The organism is Paenarthrobacter sp. NPDC089307, from assembly GCF_040685055.1.
Taxonomy (GTDB): domain Bacteria; phylum Actinomycetota; class Actinomycetes; order Actinomycetales; family Micrococcaceae; genus Arthrobacter.
This window is the reverse complement of the sequence record NZ_JBFBHE010000006.1, coordinates 35,268-51,105: the sequence shown is the minus strand read 5'-3', so window position 1 is coordinate 51,105 and position 15,838 is coordinate 35,268. Positions and strand designations below refer to the sequence as shown.

Annotated in this window: 16 protein-coding genes; 12 read left to right on the top strand and 4 right to left on the bottom strand. The window is 63.4% G+C overall.

The annotated features are described in order from the left end of the window. The first annotated feature begins 129 nt into the window (after window positions 1–129). The 5 genes from AB0N72_RS15620 to AB0N72_RS15600 all read left to right on the top strand — a co-directional run bounded on the left by AB0N72_RS15620 (window position 130) and on the right by AB0N72_RS15600 (window position 6,068). Window positions 130–1,404 carry an extracellular solute-binding protein gene (locus AB0N72_RS15620; protein WP_363933216.1) on the top strand — a complete coding sequence of 425 codons (1,275 nt, stop codon included), beginning with the start codon at window positions 130–132 and terminating at the stop codon, window positions 1,402–1,404. A gap of 24 nt (window positions 1,405–1,428) precedes the next feature. Next, window positions 1,429–2,358 (top strand): sugar ABC transporter permease, encoded by a 930-nt coding sequence (locus tag AB0N72_RS15615; protein WP_363933218.1) that lies wholly within the window; start codon window positions 1,429–1,431, stop codon window positions 2,356–2,358. After that, window positions 2,358–3,269, top strand: a complete 912-nt coding sequence (locus AB0N72_RS15610; RefSeq protein ID WP_363933219.1) for a carbohydrate ABC transporter permease — start codon at window positions 2,358–2,360, stop codon at window positions 3,267–3,269. The genes AB0N72_RS15615 and AB0N72_RS15610 overlap by 1 nt, the downstream gene beginning before the upstream one ends. A gap of 77 nt (window positions 3,270–3,346) precedes the next feature. After that, window positions 3,347–5,101: a glycoside hydrolase family 13 protein gene (locus tag AB0N72_RS15605; protein ID WP_363933221.1), complete on the top strand. Its 1,755-nt coding sequence runs from the start codon at window positions 3,347–3,349 to the stop codon at window positions 5,099–5,101. A gap of 7 nt (window positions 5,102–5,108) precedes the next feature. Next, complete coding sequence (locus AB0N72_RS15600) at window positions 5,109–6,068, top strand: aldo/keto reductase (protein WP_363933223.1); 960 nt, start codon at window positions 5,109–5,111, stop codon at window positions 6,066–6,068. A gap of 91 nt (window positions 6,069–6,159) precedes the next feature. Here the strand turns inward: AB0N72_RS15600 and AB0N72_RS15595 are convergent, their stop codons facing one another. Genes AB0N72_RS15595 through AB0N72_RS15580 form a run of 4 tightly spaced genes read right to left on the bottom strand, consistent with a single transcriptional unit; the run spans window position 6,160 to window position 9,974 of the window. Further along, window positions 6,160–7,098: a TauD/TfdA family dioxygenase gene (locus AB0N72_RS15595; protein ID WP_363933225.1), complete on the bottom strand. Its 939-nt coding sequence runs from the start codon at window positions 7,096–7,098 to the stop codon at window positions 6,160–6,162. A 52-nt stretch (window positions 7,099–7,150) separates the two neighbouring features. Next, window positions 7,151–8,056, bottom strand: coding sequence for an ABC transporter permease (locus tag AB0N72_RS15590; RefSeq protein WP_363933227.1), 906 nt, complete (start codon window positions 8,054–8,056; stop codon window positions 7,151–7,153). Further along, the gene (locus AB0N72_RS15585) at window positions 8,056–8,943 is read right to left on the bottom strand and encodes an ABC transporter ATP-binding protein (RefSeq protein WP_363933229.1); all 888 of its coding nucleotides are present in this window, start codon (window positions 8,941–8,943) and stop codon (window positions 8,056–8,058) included. The genes AB0N72_RS15590 and AB0N72_RS15585 overlap by 1 nt, the downstream gene beginning before the upstream one ends. A gap of 2 nt (window positions 8,944–8,945) precedes the next feature. After that, complete coding sequence (locus tag AB0N72_RS15580) at window positions 8,946–9,974, bottom strand: ABC transporter substrate-binding protein (protein ID WP_363933231.1); 1,029 nt, start codon at window positions 9,972–9,974, stop codon at window positions 8,946–8,948. Window positions 9,975–10,329: 355 nt separating this feature from the next. On the opposite strand from AB0N72_RS15580, the gene AB0N72_RS15575 reads away from it, so the two are divergent. The 7 genes from AB0N72_RS15575 to AB0N72_RS15545 all read left to right on the top strand — a co-directional run bounded on the left by AB0N72_RS15575 (window position 10,330) and on the right by AB0N72_RS15545 (window position 15,795). Further along, a complete protein-coding gene (locus AB0N72_RS15575; protein WP_363933233.1) occupies window positions 10,330–11,193 on the top strand; it encodes a CoA ester lyase in 864 nt (287 codons plus the stop codon). 20 nt (window positions 11,194–11,213) lie between these two features. Further along, window positions 11,214–12,134, top strand: coding sequence for a DUF2797 domain-containing protein (locus AB0N72_RS15570; RefSeq protein ID WP_363933235.1), 921 nt, complete (start codon window positions 11,214–11,216; stop codon window positions 12,132–12,134). Between the two features lie 85 nt (window positions 12,135–12,219). Then, window positions 12,220–12,444: a DUF3188 domain-containing protein gene (locus tag AB0N72_RS15565; protein WP_363933237.1), complete on the top strand. Its 225-nt coding sequence runs from the start codon at window positions 12,220–12,222 to the stop codon at window positions 12,442–12,444. A 44-nt stretch (window positions 12,445–12,488) separates the two neighbouring features. Then, window positions 12,489–12,938, top strand: a complete 450-nt coding sequence (locus AB0N72_RS15560; protein WP_363933238.1) for a MaoC family dehydratase N-terminal domain-containing protein — start codon at window positions 12,489–12,491, stop codon at window positions 12,936–12,938. Window positions 12,939–12,940: 2 nt separating this feature from the next. Continuing rightward, entirely contained in the window at window positions 12,941–13,378 is a 438-nt protein-coding gene (locus AB0N72_RS15555; RefSeq protein ID WP_363933239.1) for a MaoC family dehydratase, read from the top strand. A 53-nt stretch (window positions 13,379–13,431) separates the two neighbouring features. After that, window positions 13,432–14,718, top strand: a complete 1,287-nt coding sequence (locus AB0N72_RS15550) for an MFS transporter (RefSeq protein WP_363933241.1) — start codon at window positions 13,432–13,434, stop codon at window positions 14,716–14,718. Between the two features lie 9 nt (window positions 14,719–14,727). Further along, entirely contained in the window at window positions 14,728–15,795 is a 1,068-nt protein-coding gene (locus AB0N72_RS15545) for a UDP-N-acetylmuramate dehydrogenase (RefSeq protein ID WP_363933243.1), read from the top strand. Window positions 15,796–15,838 lie beyond the last annotated feature (43 nt).

Sequence of the window (15,838 nt, the reverse complement as noted above, 5' to 3'; positions counted from 1 at the left end):
ATGTGGTGCCAATCACCCACCATTATCGATGGGTCATAAATTTACGACCTATCAAAAATTGGGGACGAGGCCGGAGGCAGGTCTTCGGCATGGCATCGAAGCCATCGGGGTTCTCGCGACGAAAGGACTATGGAGTCTGTGAAAGCTACGCGCAGGAAACGCCTGGCAGCGATGGTCCTGGGGCTGGCCCTGCTGGCCGGCCTCCTCTCGGGGTGCACCGGGGCCCAGGGCAAAGAGACCATCCGCTTCACGTTCAGCAAGCGGGAGGCCATCGGCTTCATGACCAAGCTTGTTGCGGACTACAACGCATCCCAGGACCACACCGAGGTGGTACTGGACACCTCGGGCGTGGACGTTGTCTCCGCCAGTTTCGTGCGGGGCAATCCGCCGGACGTCGCCTTGGCCAACTACAACATGGAAACCTCCCGCTTCGTCCAGAGGGGAGCGCTGAGTGACCTGTCCGGCACGGAGGCTGCATCCCGCATTCGCGGCGACCTCCAGCCGCTCATGGACCAGTACGGTTCCTACCCCGGCCGGACCAGTGCCCTGCCGTATTCGGTTATGGCGTCATCGGTGATCTACAACAAGGCAATCTTCGCAGCCCACAACATCGCCATTCCCAGAACCTGGAGCGAACTGATCGCGGCGTGCGAAACCCTGAAAGCCGCGGGCATTACACCGTTCTACGCCACCTGGAAGGACGACTGGACCATCGCGCAGGGGTGGTTCGACTACTCCGTAGGCGGGCAGGTGAACACCATCGACTTCTTCAAAAAGCTTGCTGATGAAGGAACCCGCGTAGGACCTGACTCGTCGGCGTCCTTCCAAAAGGACTTTGATCAACCAGTGGGCAAGATGCTGACCCTGGCGCAGAACTATGTCAACAAGGATGCGGCGAGCCGGGCCTACGGCGACGGCAACCTGGCGTTCTCCCAAGGCAAAGCAGCCATGTACTTGCAGGGCCCCTGGGCGTTCAGTGAAATTGCCAAGACAGCTCCTGACCTCGAGCTGGGGACCTTCCCTTTGCCGATGACCGAGGATGCCGAAGACTTGCGCGTCCGCGTCAACGTGGACCTCGCGGCCTGGATCCCGGAGGCCTCCAAGCACAAGGAGGCAGCGCGCGATTTCCTTGAGTACCTGTACCGGCCGGAGGTGATCGACGCCTACAACGCATCGCAGCTGGGCTTTGCGCCCACCAAGGACTCCGCCAAGGCCACCGACCCCCGAATCGAGGGAATGGTGCCGTACTACGAGCAGTCCCGTGTGTACCAGGGCCCATCTGTGCTGGTTCCGCGCACCATCCCCATCATGAACTACACGCAGGCAATCGTCTTCGGCGCATCCCCTGCATCCACCCTCCGCACACTCGACGCAGATTGGGCGCGGCTGGCGTTCCGCCAGTAGTGCAGACACCAGGGAGTCAGACACATGTCCAGCATCACCACGCCATCCACGAACAGCCCATCCAGCCAGACGCCCAGCAGCCCGGCTCGGCGCAGCCGGCCGCGGGTGGAACCCATCTTCTACCTTTTCCTGGTGCCCAGCCTGGTCCTGTTTACCTTGGCCATCACCGTTCCCGGCGTCATCGGCATCTTCTTCAGCTTCACCAACTCCATCGGAATTGGTGACTGGGAGTTCATTGGCCTGACCAACTACATAGCTATATTCAGCGATCCTGCCATCTTGCAGAGCTACCTGTTTACGTTCGGCTTCTCCATCGTTACCGTCATCGCGGTCAATCTTGTTGCCTTCCTCCTTGCCGTTGGGCTGACGGCGCGGATCCGGATGAAGACCGCTTTGCGGACCGTCTTCGTCATTCCCATGGTGGTCTCCGGGATCATCATCGCGTACGTCTTCAACTTCCTTTTCTCCAATTCCCTCCCGGCGGCCGGCTCTGCGGCAGGAATCCCATGGCTGGAGAACAGCCTGCTTGCCAACCCTGACCTCGCCTGGGTCGCGGTGGTACTGGTGACAGCCTGGCAGGCGGTGCCCGGAGCGTTGTTGATCTACATTGCCGGTCTGGTGGCTGTGCCAGGGGACGTCTACGAGGCCGCTGAAATCGACGGCGCCGGTAAGTTCCAGCAGCTGATCAAAATCACGCTGCCGCTGGTGGCAGGCTATGTGGTCATCAACGTCATCCTCGGTTTCAAAGGCTTCCTGAACGCCTTCGACATCATCGTGGGGTTGACGAACGGTGGCCCGGGTACGTCCACCAGGAGCATCGCCATGACAGTCATTGCCGGCTTCAACGGCGGGGACTACGCCTACCAGATGGCCAATGCCACGATCTTCTTCGTGGTCGCCATCCTCATTTCCCTTCTTCAGCTTTCCCTGACCCGCGGACGGAATGCACTCTGATGACCACTCACTCCACCCTCACCATCGACGACGACACCCAGCCCGCCTCCGGCGTCGTGACCAACCGGCGGCAGCGAGCAGCTTCCTCCGCGGAACGCGTCAACTGGCCGGCCACGGTCATCCTTGTACTGTGCGCGGTGACCGTGCTGCTTCCCCTGTACGTGACAGTTTCCATGGCCTTCAAAACCCAGGGCCAGGCTGTGGACGGAAACGCCTTCTCATTTCCGGCCCCCTTCAGCATTGACGGCTTCATCCAGGCCTGGACGCTGACGAACTTCCCCGTGGGAGCCGCAATGTCCTTGCTGGTCACCGCGGGCACTGTCCTGGCCACCATCATCCTGGCCGCCTTTGCTTCCTACGCGATCGTGCGCAACTGGGAGCGCCGGTTCTTCCGATACTCGTTTTTCTACCTGCTGGGCGCCATGTTCATCCCGTTCCCCGTGGTGGCCCTGCCGCAGATCCAACTCACGGGGCGCCTGGGCCTGGACAATCCGTTCGGCGTGGTCCTCCTTGCCACGATGTTCCAGCTGAGCTTCAGTGTGCTGCTCTTTACGGCGTTCCTTCGTTCCATTCCCTTGGAGCTGGAGGAGAGCGCCAGGATCGATGGCGCCACCACGTGGCAGACCTTCTGGAAGTTGATCTTTCCGCTCCTGGCACCCATGAGCGCCACCGTGGGGATCTTTGCCTTCCTGTACGCCTGGAACGACTTCATGATGCCGTCCCTGATCATTTCGGATCCGGCCCTGCAGACCCTTCCGGTGCGGCAGAACCTGTTCCAGACGCAATTCAGCAACAACTACCACGTGTCCTTCGCCTCTTACCTGATGGCGATGGCGCCAGCGATTGTCGCCTACCTCTTCACCCAGCGGTGGGTCATGGCCGGTGTCACCCAGGGGGCGGTCAAGGGCTAGACCAATGTTGACCTTCCGCGACCGGCGTTTCATACTGGTCCCGGACCTAAATTTAGATTCTAAATCAAAGGAGTTTCGTGAGCACCTCCGCCACCCAGGCACACCGCACCGATGCAGACCGCATGTCCGATCCCAACTGGTGGCGCCAGGCGGCCGTCTACCAGATCTACCCGCGCAGTTTCTACGACGCCAACGGGGACGGCCTGGGAGATCTCAAGGGCATCACGGCCAAGGTCCCGTACCTGAAGGAATTGGGCATCGACGCCGTCTGGCTCAGTCCGTTCTATCCGTCGGCGCTCGCTGACGGCGGCTACGACGTCGATGATTACCGCAACGTGGACCCGAAACTCGGGACGCTCGAGGACTTCGACGAGATGGCTGCCGCTTTGCATGCTGCGGGTATCAAGATCGTGGTGGACATCGTCCCCAACCACTCTTCCGACCGCCACGAGTGGTTCAAGGAAGCGCTGGCATCGCCCAAGGGTTCGGCAGCCCGCGACCGCTACATCTTCCGTGACGGCAAGGGTGAAAACGGCGAGTTGCCGCCGTCGGACTGGGACTCGGTGTTTGGCGGTCCCATCTGGGAGCGCATCACCGAACCGGATGGCACTCCAGGCCAGTGGTACCTGCACATTTTTGCCAAGGAACAGCCGGACTTCAACTGGGAGAACCCTGAGATCCGCGAGGACTTCCTGAAGACCCTGCGTTTCTGGTCGGACCGCGGCGTGGACGGTTTCCGCATCGACGTGGCCCACGGCATGGCCAAGGACCTTAGCGAGCCGCTGCCGATGAAGGCGGACCTTGAGGCCAAGGCACACGGCACTGATGGCTTCGTTGATGGTTCCCACCCCTTCTGGGACCGGGATGAAGTCCATGAGGTGTACGCCGAGTGGCGCAAGCTCTTCAACGAGTACAACCCGCCGCGCACTGCCGTTGCAGAAGCCTGGGTCCATGAGTCGCGCCGTGCCCGCTATGCCAGCCCCGAAGGACTGGGCCAGGCCTTCAACTTCGACCTCCTGCAGTCCGATTTCGACGCAGCTTCGTTCAAGAAGATCATCACGGACAACCTGGTGGCAGCCAAGGAATCCGGAGCGTCCTCCACCTGGGTCTTCTCCAATCACGATGTTGTCCGCCACGCCACGCGCTACGGCCTGCCCAAGGGCGGCTCCGTTGCCCAGGGCACGAATGCTGCCCAGGACATCACTGGCAGCGAACCCAAGGGCCAGGACGGCAAAGGCTGGCTGCTTGCCGGCGCGCCGGCGGAAGAGCTCGACGTCGAACTCGGCTTGCGTCGGGCCCGCGCCGCAACGCTCCTCCTCCTCGCGCTGCCCGGCTCCGCGTACCTGTACCAGGGCGAAGAACTGGGGCTTCGGGAGGTCACCGAGATTCCCGACGCCGAGCGGCAGGACCCGTCGTTCTTCCGGAACCCGGGCGTCGAGATCGGCCGCGACGGTTGCCGCGTGCCACTGCCCTGGACGGCGGAAGGCCCGTCCTTCGGTTTTGGCGAGGCCCGGGCGCACCTGCCCCAGCCGGAATGGTTCGCGGACTACGCCGTCGCCAAGCAGGAAGGCGTTGAAGGCTCAACCCTGGGGCTCTACCGCAGGGCACTGCACCTGCGCAGTGAACTGCAGACGGACGAAGAACTCCAGTGGGTGGAGACCGGGAACAAGGAAGTCCTGCACTTCAGCCGGCCCGGCAGCTGGCACACGGTCACCAACTTCGGCGGGGAACCGGTTGAGCTGCCCGAAGGTGAGGTCGTTGTAACCAGCGGTCCGCTGGAGGACGGCAAGCTCCCGTCCGACACCACTGCCTGGATCGTCACCAAGGACTAGGAACCACATGACCAACGCGAACGGGCCGGGACGGCTCATTTATGGCTGCATGGGCCTTGGCGGTCCGTGGGAGGGCACGACCTACGGTACGGCCGAAATTGACCAGGCAGCTGCGGTGATCGAAGCCGCGAGGGGGATCGGCATTGGGCTTTTTGACCATGCGGACATCTACCGCAGCGGCAAGTCCGAGGCCGTGTTTGGTGAAGTCCTGGCCCGTTCGCAAGGTCTGCGCGAAGAGCTCACCCTGCAAACGAAGTGCGGAATCAGGTTGGGGGAGCGGGGTTTGCAAACCCACTACGACCTCAGCCGGGATGCCATTCTTGAACGGGTCACTGAAAGCCTGAAACGCCTTCAAACAGATTACGTGGACGTCCTGCTCCTGCACCGTCCCGATCCCTTGACGGACGCGCGCGAGGTGGCTGACGCCGTCGGGCAGTTAATGGCCGAAGGCAAGGTGCGGCACGTAGCTGTGTCCAACATGTCCGGGGCGCAGATAGCGTACCTGCAGGATGTGCTGGAGACACCCATTGTGGCGAACCAGTTGGAAATGAGCCTGCTCCGCAGCGACTGGCTGGAGAGTACTGTGCTGGTCAACCACCCTGGAGATTCGGGCTACAGTTTCCCGCACGGGACCTTGGAGCACTGCATGGCCAATGGGATCGAACTGCAGGCCTACGGCTCCTTGGCCCAGGGCCGTTACACGGGTGCGAAGTCCGGGGAGTTGTCTCCGGCGGAGTCGGCAACGGCGACGATGCTGGAACAACTCGCTGCGGCGCACGGCACAACCCCTGAGTCCGTACTGCTTGGTTGGCTGATGAAGCACCCGGCCAGGATTTCGCCCGTGGTGGGAACCACCAGCCCCGCACGGATCGCAGCCTGTGCTGACGCGGCCATCGTCGCGAAGGACATGACCCGCGCCGAGTGGTACGGCCTCTGGGTAACTGCCCGCGGACACAACCTCCCTTAACCCAACTGAGTCGCAGTTCAGGTCGTTCCCAGCACTCAAAACGACCCCATCTGCGACTCAGTTGGGTTAAAACAGCAACACATACGCGCCCCTACGAAACGCCGGGTGAGGCCACGGGCGCCACCACGGAGTAGGTGCTCGAATCACCCTGCAGTGCCTGACTCGGCTTGCCCTCGATGCCCACCGGAATGTCGCCGGCGATGGTCACCCGGTTCAGCTTGCGCGGCTGGCCATCGTAGTTGTCCGGCGCGTAGTGCTGCGTGATGCGGTTATCGAACAGGACCACCTGGTTGGGCTCCCAGTTCACGCGGACTACGTTCTCCGGACGCGTCACGTACGCCTGCAGCAGGCGGATGATGTCCTTGGATTCGGTGTTGGACAGTCCCACGATCCTGAGCCGCTGCGCGAAGCCCCCAATGAACAATCCGCGCTCGCCGGTCAGGGGGTGCACCCGCACTACCGGGTGGGCGGTTTCGAACTTCAACCGGGTGAACTCCTTGCGTCGCTCCTCCGCATTGGAATGCTCAAGGTTCTTCGGCACTGAGTAGTCGTAATCGTTGGTGTGGATGGCCCACAGGGAATCCGCAAAAGTTCGGAGTTCCTCGGGGAGGTCCTGGTATGCACCTGCGGAGGACGCAATCAGGGTCTCGCCCCCGTAGGTGGGAAGGTCAATGCTGCGCAGCGTGGAAGCCTGTGGCGGGTTGACCACGAAGGTGACGTCCGTGTGCCAGTTGTTGGCTGAGCCGTTTTCGCTGTCCACGGGGAGGACGTTCTCTTCCCCCTCCACGGAAGCCACTGTTGGGTGTGCTTTCGTCAGCGGCCCGAAGTGCGAAGCAAACTTCACCTGTGCTTCGTCGCTGAGGATGTTCGCCTCGCGGAACACCAGTGCCTTGTGTTCGTTGAGCGCTGCCCGGATCTGGGCAACAGTGTCCTCGCTGAGGTCTCCGCTGATGTCCAGCCCCCGGATCTCGGCGCCGATGCGGGAGCCCAGCTTGGCGAATTCGAGTTTGGTTTCGGTAATGACGGTCATTGTTTCTTTCCTTACTTGTTGTGATGGTTGTGGCAGGTGCCACGGGGTGGTTTCAGGAAGCGGCAGCGCCAACAGCGGTCCGCCAGCGGGAGAAGTGGCGTTCAAGAGCCACCAGCAGGAAGTTCACGCCCAGACCCAGCAAGGACACTGTGAGGATGCCCGCGTACATGTCCGGGATGAGGAAGCTGCTTTGCGCATTCACGATCAGATAGCCCAAGCCGGCCTTGGCTCCCACCATCTCGGCGGCGATAAGCACCAGGATGGATGCCGTGCCGGCCATGCGGATACCGGTGAAGATGGTAGGAACGGCTGAAGGCAGGATCACCTTCTGGAACAGCCGGAAGCTGTTCAGGCCCAACGAGCGGGCAGCCCTGATCAACAGCGGATCAACGGTCTTCACGCCCGCGATGGTGTTCAGGAGGACCGGGAAGAACGCGGCGTAGGCCACGATGCTGATCTTGGACTCCTCGCCAATGCCCAGCAACAGCGTGAACACTGGAAGCAACGCCAGTGCGGCCGTGTTGCGGAACAGTTCCAGCAGGGGATTCAGGACAGAGTTCAGCCGCCCATACCAAGCGATGAGCAGACCCAGCGAAACACCAGCCACCAAGGCCGCACCGAAGCCCGCTACCGAGCGGCTAAGGCTGGCAGCGATGTGGCCTTGGATGGTCCCGGATTCGAACAGCTTGCCCCACGCGAGGAGCACTTCATGCAGCGGCGGCAGGAACACCCGGGTGGACGGGCTGGCCAGGTAGCTTGGCCCCAGCTCCCACAGCGCCAGGAAGGCAATGATTGCGGTGGACTTCCACAGGCCCGCCCCCAGCGCGGAGGTGACCCGTCGCGCCCTGGCCGGTGCCGGCGTCGTGCGTTCGGTTTCCAAACGGACGGAAGGCTCGACGGCGGCCGTCCGCCCGGGCGCGGAGGCGGCGGTTTGTGCCTGTGTGAGGGTGGTTGTCATCAGGCTGCGCTCCTTTCAGGGGTGGTTGCTGGTTCATCGGGGGCGCTGCCGTCGGGCATGATCTTGCGGTGGCCCGCGTCCTGCGCCCGGCGGACTTCGTCGTGCAACAGGGTCCAGACCTGGTGGCGGTGCTCCACGAAGGCCGGGTTGGAACGGATGTCCTCATCGCCGTCGCGGTCCGGGATGTCGATGTCAACGATTTCCTTGAGCCGTCCCGGGCGGGCACTGAGTACGGCGACGCGCTGGCCAAGATAAACGGCCTCGTCGATGCCGTGGGTGATGAAGACGATAGTTTTTCCGGTGGCCTTCCAGATCCGCAGGAGTTCGTCCTGCAGTTGCTCTCGGGTCTGGGCATCCAAGGCTGCGAACGGTTCATCCATCAGCAGCACGTCCGGCTCGTACGCAAGGCTGCGGGCTATCGCCACGCGTTGCTTCATGCCGCCGGACAGTTCATGCGGGTAGCGGTCCTCGAAGCCCGCCAACCCCACCAACGCCAGGTACTCGCTGGCTTTCGCGGCGCGCTCGCGGCGGTTCAGCTTCCTGCCGTCCGGGCCCACACCTTCGAGCCCGATAGATACGTTGGCCGACGCGGTCCGCCAGGGGAACAAGGCGTACTGCTGGAACACAACGGCGCGGTCCTTGCCCGGCCCGGTGACCGGTTTGCCGTCCACCAATACCTCTCCCGAGGTGGGCGTGGAGAGCCCGGCAAGCAGGTCCAGGAGTGTTGTCTTGCCGGAGCCGCTGGGGCCCACCAGGGTGAGGAATTCGCCGTCGCGGACGTCCAGGCTGAGGGAATCGATGGCCGTGAGCGTTGTTGCGGACGTGGTCTTCGTGGCCCGGACCGTGAATTGCTTGGTGACATTCCTGAGGCTGATTTTCGCGGTCATGGCTATCCCTTCTTCGCTGCCGCGAGGTCGTTGAAGTCATTGGTGTAGTACTTGGACGGCGTCAGCTTGTCCTTGACGATTCCCGCCGAGTTCAACCAGGCTTCCCACCGCGTGAAGTCCTGGTCCTGGATCACGCCTGCGTCCGGGACGCCAGGGCTCTTCCAGAACTTGAGGTTGGCGGTGCTTTCGTTGCGGCCACGGTTTTCGATGATCTTGGTGAAGCGGGCAATCACCTCGTCCCGCGGGGTTTCGGCGGCCCACTTGATGGCTTTCGCAACGCCCGTGGTGAAGGTCCTGGTGGTGTTGGGATTCTTTTCGATGAAGTCGTTCCGGAGCACGATCTGGCCGCCTGCAAAGTTGCCGAACAACTGCACATCGCTGAACAAGGAGCGCAGTCCGCCTGCCTCGATGGCCCGGTCCTGGAGCACGCCTCCCAGCGTTCCCGCGTCCACCTGGCCGCGGCGAATGGCTTCCTCGGTGTCATTAGGGGCCAGCGGCACCAGCTGGACCTGCTTGATTTCGTCCTGGCTCAAGCCGTTCTTGGTGAGGTAGCTGTTGATGACGGCTTCGTGATGGGCGCCCAGGGTATTGACGGCGATCTTCTTGCCGATCAGGTCGCGGGGCTCCTTGATGGGGCTGTCCGCTTTGACGTAATAACCGCTGAACGTTTTCTCGTCCGAGCCGTAGTAGTTGACCACCGCCTTGACGGGGGCGCCGGCCTCGATGAGTTTGACCACGGCGCCTGAGAATGCGCCGCCAAAGTCCGTCTGGTTGGTGGCCGCTGACTGGATGTCCTGGGGGCCGCTGGTGGTGTTGCCCACCCAGTTCAGCTTCAGGTCACCCAGGTATCCGAGGTCCGCGGCCAGTTCGGGGAACGTCACGTTGTTGGCCGAGCCCTGGTAACGGAGTTCCTTGACTTCGTTGCCTGGCTGGCCGCCCTGTCCGGCTTCGGCTGCACCGCCGCAGCCGCTCACCGTCAGCGCTAGTACGACGGCGGCCGCGACGCTCAGGAGGGGCAGATGCAGTTTCATGGGAGCTACTTTCGATGGTTGGGGTGTTGGGTGGCCGGCTGGTGAAACGGCTTGGGAACGATGAAAGCCCATGACGACGGCGGCTGGGAAGTGGCGCGGTAACGCCCGGAAACGCTGCGAAACAGCCTGAAACGGGACGAAATCCTGAGCCATGCCCGGCAACCCGGAGACTCAAAGACGTCGTGTTGAGCCCCGTGAACAACAGCGACAGGTGCGCCGGATATTACTGGCGCGGACCGCCGTCGGGCGTTCATACTGACGGACCCCACAGTCATATGGGGTTTAGTTCGTATTGATCCTCACAAGGAAGCCGAATTCTTCGCCTTGCGGGCAGCAGGGCAGATACGGTAGATACATGACGTCTAGCATCGCCGCCGAATCCATTCGGCCCACCCGCAACATTCCCGCCGACATCGCCCGTTCATGGCTCCTCGTGAATGCGATGAAAACGGAGCTTTTCGACGAATCCGCGGGTTCGCGTGCCGACGCCATCATCCTGGACATCGAAGACGCCGTGGACCCGTCCCAGAAGGACGCTGCACGCGAAAACGTGGTCAATTGGCTGACCGCGGGCGGCCGCGCATGGGTCCGCATCAACGATGCCACCAGCAAGTTCTGGGCCGACGACCTCGCGGGCCTGCGTGGTACGCCCGGCCTGCTGGGCGTCATGCTCGCCAAGACCGAGTCCGCGGACCAGGTCACCGAGTCCTACCACCGCATGGACGGCAAGACTCCGGTTGTTGCGTTGGTTGAATCCGCCCTCGGCATCGAGGAAGCCAACCACATTGCCCGCGCCCAGGGCGCCTTCCGCCTGGCGTTCGGTTCCGGCGACTTCCGCCGCGACACCGGCATGGCAGCCACCCCTGAAGCCATGGCCTACCCGCGCGCCAAGCTCGTTGTGGCCTCCCGCGTAGGCAACCTGCCCGGCCCCATCGATGGCCCCACCGTCGGCACGAACCACCCCATCCTGCGCGAGCAGACGGGCATCACCGTGACCATGGGCATGACCGGCAAGCTGTGCCTGGCCATCGATCAGACCACTGTGATCAACGAGGTCATCAGCCCCACGCCGTCGGATGTTGCCTGGGCCACCGACTTCATGAACGACTTCGAAGCCAACGGCCGCGTGATCCGAGATGGATCGGACCTCCCGCGTTTGGGTCGTGCAGAAAAGATCATGAAGCTCGCCGTGGCTTTCGGAGTCCAGCCTTCCATCTAACCGTCCTGGTCAGGTAAACGATGCTGGTCCACGGAGTCGTTTGGGATACTCCCACACCCTCACTGCGGGCGCTGGGGCCGGACGGGGATTTCGTTGACGTCGGGTTGGCCAACGGTGCTGTCCTCGGCCTCCGCGTCACCCCCGGTTTGTGGTGCCTCGGACACACCAAGGTCCACGGACCAGGGGACCGCACCCACGTGCCGTGCCGCGATGCCGCCCCGGCGGAGCGCGGCAAACAGTGCGGGACCTGCTTCGCGCGCGACGACTCCCGGCTGATGCACGATTTCCACCGCGGCGGCGCCGTCCCAACGGGTCTTCGGGCCTACCTGATGCAGCCGCACTGGCTGTACGTGGCAACGTTTGCGAACGGCGCCACCAAAATTGGTACTGCGTCCGCGCCGCGGAAATGGAACAGGCTCGCAGAGCAGGGGGCCGTGCATGCCTCCTATGTAGCCCATGCTGAAGACGGCCACGTGGTCCGGGTGCTTGAGGACCTGGTGACGCGCGAGCTCGGCCTCGTCCAGCAGGTCCGCTCTGCCGCCAAGGTGACAGGGCTGGTGGAGCCGCGGACCGCCGTCGAGCTTTCCGGAGTGAACCGGGAGCACGCAGGGCGCGTGCGCGGTTTGCTCGGCGGGCTGGCCATGACCGGTTTTTCCATTGTGGAGGAACAGTGGGAACGGCCTGCCCTGGCCGATGCCCTGTGCACCGTTCGTCCCGGCGCCGGGGTGCGGCACCGGTATCCGGCAGCGTTCGACGACGGCGGGCACGGCCTGCGGATCCGCTCACTGTCCGGGGCAATCGCCTTGGCTGGGCTGCCCGATGCTTCGGGAAACGAGATCGAGGGCAGCTTCGTGGCGGACCTGGGTGCCTTGAAAGGCCGCAAAATCGAGTTCGGCCCCCACACTACGGAGATCCCGGCCCTACAGGATTCGCTCTTCTAGTCCGTTGCGGGGCCTGGTCTGCGGGGTGTTTCCCGCTTCAAGGGCGCGGACCGGGCCTCACAACGCGCCCCGGTAGACTTGGACCGTGCTTGAACAATTCTGGGCCACCGCCTCCACCTCCTATAAAGTGCTGGTTTTCAGCGCCATGGGACTCATCGCTGTGGGACTCATCCTGTCGATTGCGGGAAACGTCTCGGGTAACCAGGGGCTGGCGTTGGCGTCATTGCCCGTGATCGGTGTCGGGCTGATCCTCCACGTCACCGGGCTGGTGGTCCGCGGCCAGAAGATCCGGAAGAGCTACAAGAAGTAGTTGCCCGCACTGCCCGCACGGCCGCTGCCCGATAGGGTTGGAGCATGAGTATCAATCCGGACCTGCAGGGCCGAAGCTACCCTGCCGCAGAGGTATACGACGTCGGCCGCGAAAAAATCCGCGAGTTTGCCAAGGCCGTGAAGGCCAGCAACCCTGTGCATTTCGATGTTGAGGCAGCAAAGGCCATGGGCCACAGCGACCTCGTCGCCCCGCCAACGTTTGCCATCATCGTCGCCCAGCGCGCCGACGCCCAGCTGGTGGAGGACCCCGAGTCGGGGATCGACTTCTCACGTGTGGTCCACGCTGACCAGCGGTTTACGCATCACCGCGCGATTGTCGCCGGCGACCGCCTCGTTGCCGAGCTGCACGTTGACGGCGTCCGGGCCATGGGTGGCGGAGCCATGATCACCACGCGCTCCGAGATTTCCACCGAGGCCGGCGAAAAAGTAGCCACCACGACGTCGTCCATCCTGGTCCGGGGAGAGGGACAGTAACCATGAGCCACACCTTCGAAGAACTCAGCGTTGGCCAGGAAATCGGTACGCGCAGCATTGAGGTAACCCGCCAGGACCTGGTGAAATACGCCGGAGCGTCGGGCGACTTCAACCCGATCCACTGGAACGAGGCTTTTGCTACCTCCGTTGAGCTCCCTGGCGTCATCGCCCACGGGATGTTCACCATGGGTGCCGCAGTTCAGCTGGTGAGCGACTGGGCAGGCGACCCTGCCGCCGTCGTCGATTACCAGACCCGCTTCACCAAGCCCGTGCTGGTCACGGACACGACGGGCACCGAACAGGCCGGGGCTGTCATTGATGTCACCGGCGTGGTGGGAGCGCTCGACGCCGATGCCCGCACGGCCCGCATCGATCTCACCGTCGTGGCTGCCGGACAGAAAGTCCTCATGAAGTCGCAGGCGGTTGTGAAGGTCTCTTGAACCAACGCGGTAACACTGAACATTGCAGCAAACCGCGCGCCACTGCGACAGAAATGTTGCGGTGGCGCGCCGCTGTTCTTGCCTCCTACGCTGCGAGCGGGATCGCCTTTGCCACGTGGGTTTCCCGGCTGCCGGCGATCCGCGACGGACTGGACCTCACCCCGGGCGGCATCGGCCTGTTGCTGATGTGCATGACCGTGGCGTCCTTCATCTCGATTTCGGCCTCGGGCCTGATCGTGTTGCGGCTCGGGCCGAAGCTGACCACGAGGATCGGCAGCTGCATGGTCGGTGCGGGACTGGTCATTGTGGGCATCGGGACCTCGGTTGCCGCACACCCGCTGGTGGTGGCTGCAGGACTGGTGGTTCTGGGCTTGGGCACAGCGAGCTGGAACACGGCTTCCAACGTGGAAGGCGCCGCCCTGGAGCGTGCCCTCGAGCGGCACATCATGCCTCACCTGCACGGGGCGTTCAGCCTGGGAACAGTTGCCGCGGCCGGTTTTGGTGCCTGGGCTGCTGCCGTGCACATGCCGGTGTTTTGGCACTTCCTGATTTCCGGCGTGGTGGTGACGGCATCGGTGGTCAGTGCAGGCTTCTGGTTCAGGGCGGAAAAGACTGCCCAGGCCGCCACGACCTACCGGCCCCCTGAAACGGATACTTTCCAGGATCCCTCAACAGGTCCGCTGCCTGTTATCTCTCCCGAACCGGTCCGCACCGGGGCCGAGACCTCACCTCCACTGGACAACAAGCGGCTCGTTGCCCTCGCCTGGCGGGATCGCCGGACCCTCCTGATCGGCGTCCTTGTCCTTGGTTTGGCGCTGGCCGAAGGTGCGGCGGGGGACTGGGTGGCTTTGGCACTGGCTGACGGGCACGGGCAGAGTGATGCGGCCGGCGCCGTAGGTTATGGCGTGTTCGTGACGTTCATGACCATAGGTCGTTTCACGGGGACAGCCGTCCTTGACCGTTTCGGACGGGTACTGGTGATGCGCTGGTGCTCGGCCACCGCCGTCGTGGGTCTTGCCCTTTTCGTGTTTTCGCCAGTTCCCTGGCTTGCTTTCGTCGCATTGGCGGTGTGGGGACTGGGAGCCTCCCTGGGCTTCCCCGTGGGAATGTCCGCAGCGGCCGATGATCCTGTACACGCGGCCGCCCGTGTTTCCGTCGTATCCACGATTGGATATGGCGCGTTCCTGTGCGGACCTCCACTCCTGGGCCTGCTGGCAGAGCACTTCGGCATCCTGCATTCCCTGCTGGCGCCGCTGGTGCTGCTGGTGGTCAGCTTTTTCCTGGCGCCGCTGGCCGGCAAGCAGAAGGCCACGTCCATGGAGCCCGGCCACTCCCGTTAGGCTTGATTGGTGACCCAGATGCTTCTTTCAGAATTGACCACGGCTGCCGTCGGCGGCCCCGCAGGGAACTACGTTGAAGCCCGCACCGAAGCAGAAATCATCGACGCCGTCCGTTCGGCCGACGCTGCCGGTGAGAAACTCCTGATCATCGGCGGTGGATCAAACCTCCTGATTTCCGACGACGGCTACCCCGGCACGGTCCTGAAGATCGCATCCGAGGGCTTCACGGTCAACTCAGAGGACAGCTGTGGCGGCGTTTCCGTGGTGGTCCAGGCGGGCCACAACTGGGATGCGCTGGTGGAGTATTCCGTTCTGCACGCCTGGTCCGGCCTGGAGGCCTTGTCCGGCATTCCCGGGGCCACAGGAGCAACTCCCGTGCAGAATGTGGGAGCTTACGGAGCGGACGTCTCGCAAACCATTGCCGCCGTCCGGACGTGGGACCGGGAACGCAACGCCGTCCAGACTTTCACCAACTCTGAATTGAAGTTTGGTTACCGTGACTCGATCCTGAAGCAAACCACCGTTGAAGGATCCCCGCGCTACGTGGTGCTCACTGTGGAGTTCCAGCTGCCCCTGGGCCGGATGAGCGCCCCCATCCGCTACGCCGAGTTGGCCCGGGTCCTCGGAGTCGAGGCCGGCAAGCGCGCCTACTCCAACGATGTCCGCCGGGAAGTCCTTCGGCTGCGCGCCTCCAAGGGCATGGTCCTGGATGCAGCCGATCGCGACACCTTCTCCACCGGCTCCTTCTTCACCAATCCCATCGTCCCCGCGGAGCGTGCGGCGGGGCTCCCGGAGAACGCCCCCAAGTATCCCGCCGGTTCGGACGGACTGGTGAAGCTCTCCGCTGCCTGGCTGATTGACCAGGCCGGATTCGGGAAGGGCTTCGGGCTGGAGGAATCCAGCGTTTCAGGTGGCAGGGCTTCCCTGTCCACCAAACACACCCTTGCCATCACCAACAGGGGCTCGGCGTCCGCTGCGGATATGGTGGCCATCGCGCGCGAGGTGAGGGCCGGCGTCGTCGAACGCTTTGGCATTGAACTGCACCCGGAACCGTTGCTGATCGGCCTGAGCCTCTAGTCCACGCCGCGAGGGGGCGGGCTTTCGCCCCTCGGCGTGCAAA

What these genes read in the sequence shown, in the direction of transcription:
- AB0N72_RS15620 (WP_363933216.1), top strand. Translation starts at nt 130, where the DNA reads ATGGAGTCTGTGAAAGCTACGCGCAGGAAACGCCTGGCAGCGATGGTC.
- AB0N72_RS15615 (WP_363933218.1), top strand. Translation starts at nt 1,429, where the DNA reads ATGTCCAGCATCACCACGCCATCCACGAACAGCCCATCCAGCCAGACG.
- AB0N72_RS15610 (WP_363933219.1), top strand. Translation starts at nt 2,358, where the DNA reads ATGACCACTCACTCCACCCTCACCATCGACGACGACACCCAGCCCGCC.
- AB0N72_RS15600 (WP_363933223.1), top strand. Translation starts at nt 5,109, where the DNA reads ATGACCAACGCGAACGGGCCGGGACGGCTCATTTATGGCTGCATGGGC.
- AB0N72_RS15595 (WP_363933225.1), bottom strand. Translation starts at nt 7,098, where the DNA reads ATGACCGTCATTACCGAAACCAAACTCGAATTCGCCAAGCTGGGCTCC.
- AB0N72_RS15590 (WP_363933227.1), bottom strand. Translation starts at nt 8,056, where the DNA reads ATGACAACCACCCTCACACAGGCACAAACCGCCGCCTCCGCGCCCGGG.
- AB0N72_RS15585 (WP_363933229.1), bottom strand. Translation starts at nt 8,943, where the DNA reads ATGACCGCGAAAATCAGCCTCAGGAATGTCACCAAGCAATTCACGGTC.
- AB0N72_RS15580 (WP_363933231.1), bottom strand. Translation starts at nt 9,974, where the DNA reads ATGAAACTGCATCTGCCCCTCCTGAGCGTCGCGGCCGCCGTCGTACTA.
- AB0N72_RS15575 (WP_363933233.1), top strand. Translation starts at nt 10,330, where the DNA reads ATGACGTCTAGCATCGCCGCCGAATCCATTCGGCCCACCCGCAACATT.
- AB0N72_RS15570 (WP_363933235.1), top strand. Translation starts at nt 11,214, where the DNA reads ATGCTGGTCCACGGAGTCGTTTGGGATACTCCCACACCCTCACTGCGG.
- AB0N72_RS15560 (WP_363933238.1), top strand. Translation starts at nt 12,489, where the DNA reads ATGAGTATCAATCCGGACCTGCAGGGCCGAAGCTACCCTGCCGCAGAG.
- AB0N72_RS15555 (WP_363933239.1), top strand. Translation starts at nt 12,941, where the DNA reads ATGAGCCACACCTTCGAAGAACTCAGCGTTGGCCAGGAAATCGGTACG.
- AB0N72_RS15550 (WP_363933241.1), top strand. Translation starts at nt 13,432, where the DNA reads ATGTTGCGGTGGCGCGCCGCTGTTCTTGCCTCCTACGCTGCGAGCGGG.